The organism is Myxococcus sp. AM011 (assembly GCF_013372595.1).
Lineage (GTDB): Bacteria > Myxococcota > Myxococcia > Myxococcales > Myxococcaceae > Myxococcus > Myxococcus eversor.
This window is the reverse complement of record NZ_JABXEM010000458.1, coordinates 1-4,162: the sequence shown is the minus strand read 5'-3', so window position 1 is coordinate 4,162 and position 4,162 is coordinate 1. Positions and strand designations below refer to the sequence as shown.

Below are 4,162 nucleotides of genomic sequence, written 5' to 3'. Positions count from 1 at the left end.
ACCTCGGGGTGGGCCGTGCGGGCCATCCGCCGCAGCTCGCGATAGGTCGCCGCCGTCAGCGCGTCCCTCGCGCCCAGGTCTCCCTCGCGTGCACCCTCCAACAAGACCGCCAGCTCCGTCGTGCTCATGGTGTCCCCCGCGGCCCGGTTCGGGTCGCCCCACGGACGCTTCCTTCCGCGTTCCTCCTTAACGACGGATTCGTCGGAAATCCTTGAGAGGTCGGGAAATGACCCTCACGCGGAAACCATCTCCGGTTCCCAGGAAAAGAGGTGGACGTCCGCGAATCGGGCCGGAGGGGGGAGAGGACGGCGCGAGCGCTCAAGCGGGCACTCGCGATTCGATACATCCCATTTGAAACATCGACATGGGAAAGGAATGCGCGGTGGGCAGACAGGCGGGGTGGGTGAGACCCGTTTACATTCGTGTCGCAGAAGCCCGAGCATCGTGTTCATCCATGAGTCTGCTCCGCGGTTCGGGTCGCGCGTCGATGGGTTGTTTCGTCTCAGGTGTTTCATCGGGGGTGTTCGCCTGGCTTCTGCTCATCGTGTTCATGCTCGCTCCGTCGGCGCGGGCGGAGGACTCGGGCGCGGGAAGCGTGAGACTGGAGAGCGGGTGGCGCCATCGCTGGGGTGACTCACCGATGGGGCGGGATGGCGTGCCCACGTGGGCGCATGAGGCGGACCGGGAGGACTGGCTGCCCATGGAGGCCGCGCATGAGCCGCCGGGACGCGCGTCGAACACGTTCCTGTGGGTGAGCATCCCCGTGCCGCACGGGACGTGGGGCGAGCCCGCGCTCTTCCTGGCCACCGTGGCCAACGCGTTCGAGGTGTACGCGGACGGGCGCCGCATCTACGTGAACGGGACGCTGCGTCCCTCCAGCGTCGAGTCGGTGGAGGCCATGGCGTGGAGCCTGGTGCCGCTGCCTTCCTCGGTCATCGGCTCGCGGGTGCTGCTGCGCATCCAGAGCAACGGGCCCATCATCGGCGTGGGGCAGGAGGCCCGGGTGGGGCACCGGTCCGAGCTGGCCGCAGGGGCGATGCGCGAGGGGCTGGCGCCCTTCGTCATGGGTGTGTTGCTGCTCGTGGTGGCGGGTGTCGCCGTGGTGGCGGCGCTGGTACGGCGACAGCAGCGGATGCTGGTGGCGCTCACCGTCTTCTCCGGTGGCTCGGGTGTGTTGCTGCTGGGCTCCAGCGGGCTGTTGATGTCCCTCTGGGGCGCGAATCTGCTGAGCAGCCAGCTCACGTTGCTGGGCGCGTACGTCCTCCTGCCGGGCCTGGGGTGGTTCATCTCCGACAGCATCCTGGAGGGCGAGCTGCGCTGGTTCCGCTGGGGCGTGGCCGCGCTCGCGGTCCCCGCGACGATTCAGAGCGTGCTGGTGTTCGTGGACCTGGGGATGGTGTACCGGCACCTCTCGTACTTCACCTTCTATTCGCTGCCCTGCCTGTTCATCTGCCTCATCGTCGCGGTCGGGGCCGCGTGGAAGGGCAGCCCCGATGCGCGCATCTTCGTCGCGGGCCTGGGCGCGCTCACCTTCGTGTGCGTGCTCAGCACGCTGCCCGTGCTCGGGGTGATGGAGCAGAACGGCTCGCAGATTCACTGGGGCTTCGTGGCGCTCACGGTGTCGCTGGTGTGCATCGTCGCGCGGCGCTCCACGCTGGTGGTGCGCTCGCTGGCGTCCCACACGCGTCAACTGGAGGCGCGCCGCAAGGACGTGCGGGAGCTGGCCGAGGGCATGGGCACCGGCGCTGGAGAGCTGGCGACGGTGGTGCAGCAGTTGCGCACGTCCAGCGACGAGCAGACGGTGGGCATCAGCCGTCAGGCGACGGCGCTCAAGGAGCTGGAGCAGACGGTGCAGGAAATCCGTCAGGGCTCGCTGGTGACGGCGGACAAGACGCGGCTGCTCGCCAGCTCCATCGTCGTCGCGGAGGAGGCGGGCCGTGACGGTGGCGCGGCCATCGACCGGACGCTGACGAACCTGGAGGCCATCCGCGCGGAGGTGTCGGAGATGGCCCGGCGCATCCTCGCGCTGGATGCTCGCACGCGGGAGATTTCCGGCATCGTCGACACGGTGAAGGGGCTGGCGGACCAGTCCAACATGCTGGCCGTCAACGCCGCGATTGAGGCCGCGCGCAGCGGCGAGCATGGCCGGGGCTTCGCGGTGGTGTCGCGCGAGGTGCGCAGCCTCGCGGACCAGTCCATCCTCGCCACGCAGCGCATCCGTGAGGTGCTGGAGGGGGTGAACACCAGCATGCGCGAGGCCGCGAAGATGAGCGAGCAGGGCGAGCAGCGGGTGAAGGTGAGTCTGGACGCGGTGCGAATCTCCGGCTCCCAGCTCCAGAAGCTCGCGGGCATCATCGGTGAGACGAGCGGCAGCGTGCGGCAGATTTCCATGGCCGTGTCCCAGCAGGACGCGGGCACGTCCCAGATAGCCGTGGCCATCCAGGACCTGTCCGGGCAGATGCAGCAGACCCTGCGCGTCGTGGAGGAGACGCAGAAGGTGGCGCGCTCGGTGCAAACGCTGGCGGAGACCATGTCCGGCTCGGCGCGGAAGGCGCTCCAGTCGGGCTCGCTGGGCGCGTGAGGCGCGCCGTGCGTCAGGGAGACAGGGCGTTCTGGATGAGCGGCGCCAAATCCCTTTCGAGCGTCACGCTGAAGTCGACGATGCCGCCCTCGCCCGCGGTGGTGTTCAGCTCCATGCCGAGAATCGCGTAGTAGCCGCTGTCGCGGTCCAGCCAGGGCGTGAAGCCGAAGGCGCCCGGGGAGCTGATGCGCGTGCAGCCCGTCGCGGGCGTCAGGCACTCCAGCCACGCGGTGAGGCCATAGTGGAAGGGCAGGCCGAGCGCCGCCATGGGCGAGTTGCCGATGACGACGTTGGGGTACGGCTCGCGCGCCTGGGCGTCGAAGAGGGCGGGGGTGCCGATGGTCAGCGTCGGCGTCTGGCCCTTGTGGAAGGCGAGCGAGAGGAAGTCGGCGTACTCGGACATGGTGACGCGCAGGCCGCCGGCGATGAGCGGGTTCTGCGTGCCGAGACTCTGGCGCGGCAGCGAGTAGTAGGTGACGGCCGTGGACTGGCCCAGCGGCGCGCGGAGGATGTCACTGAAGAGGGTGTTCCACGTCTTGCCCGTGACGACCTCCGCCATGCGCGCGGCCACGTGCAGGTGCGTGCCGCCATAGTCGAAGCGCGTCCCGGGCGCGGCGACGGGCGCCAGCGTGGAGAGGGTGTTCACACACGTGGCCAGGGTGATGGTCGGCATGGTGGTGCAGGCGTGGTCCCTCACCATCCCGGAGGTGAACGAGAGCAGGTGGCGCAGGGTGATGCTGGCCTTGGGCCCCGTCCAGCCGAGCACCGTGCCCGTCGTCGAGTCCAGGCTGAGCTGCCCGCGCTTGATGAGCTCGAGCAGCACCAGGCCGGAGACCATCTTGGAGGCGGACGCCACCGCGACGCGCTGGGTGGGCGTGAAGGCGCCGACCATGTGCTGGAAGACGAGGTTGTCGTTGCTGTCGAACACCATCAACCCCAGGTCCTGGACACCCTCGGCGGCGGACCGCTGGATGAGCAGCGCGCGCACGGCCGCCCAGCCCGCGAGCTGGGAGTCCTGCTGGGTGAGGGTCTCGGTGGACGGCGGGGTGACTTCCTCCGGTACCGAAGAGGGACCACAGGCGCACAGCCAGCAGGACAGCAGACACACGTAGAGATTTCGCATGGACTGCCTGAACACGGGACCTCCGAGAAAGTCGCGGAAGTCTTTTGTTCGCGCCTCCTGCCCTCGCCCGGTTCATCGAGCGAGGGAGGACCGTGGCTCGGCTCAGGTCTCGGGCTGCGCCGGGCAGGCGCCGCTGTAGTACCCGACATACGGCGTCGAGGTGTCACCCCAGGTGGCGATGGTGCCTCGGCACTTGCAGATGATTCCGCCCACCTGCTCGCGATGGGCGGCGTCGCTGTAGAAGTTGTACTCCCACAGCATCGTCCCGTCGCAGGGGTCGAGTGCGCTCACCTGATTGGCGTCGGAGGGCTGCTCCTCCTCCGTGGTGACGCCACAACCCGAGAGGACTCCGACGGCCAGCAAGGCTCCGATGTGGTGACGCAGCTTCATGTCGCGCTCCATGAGTGAGGGGATTGATGCTACTGCGTGGCGAAAGTAATCCGGATCAGGGGTCGACG

3 protein-coding genes are annotated in these 4,162 nt (G+C 68.6%); 1 reads left to right on the top strand and 2 read right to left on the bottom strand.

Annotated features, from left to right (window positions below):
• The first annotated feature begins 520 nt into the window (after window positions 1-520).
• A complete protein-coding gene (locus HUW62_RS45965) occupies window positions 521-2,581 on the top strand; it encodes a methyl-accepting chemotaxis protein (protein ID WP_368670647.1) in 2,061 nt (686 codons plus the stop codon).
• A gap of 13 nt (window positions 2,582-2,594) precedes the next feature.
• On the opposite strand, the gene HUW62_RS45960 is transcribed toward HUW62_RS45965, so the two are convergent.
• Window positions 2,595-3,719, bottom strand: a complete 1,125-nt coding sequence (locus HUW62_RS45960; protein ID WP_368670646.1) for a serine hydrolase domain-containing protein — start codon at window positions 3,717-3,719, stop codon at window positions 2,595-2,597.
• Between the two features lie 87 nt (window positions 3,720-3,806).
• The gene (locus HUW62_RS45955) at window positions 3,807-4,094 is read right to left on the bottom strand and encodes a hypothetical protein (RefSeq protein ID WP_163863144.1); all 288 of its coding nucleotides are present in this window, start codon (window positions 4,092-4,094) and stop codon (window positions 3,807-3,809) included.
• Window positions 4,095-4,162: the final 68 nt, after the last annotated feature.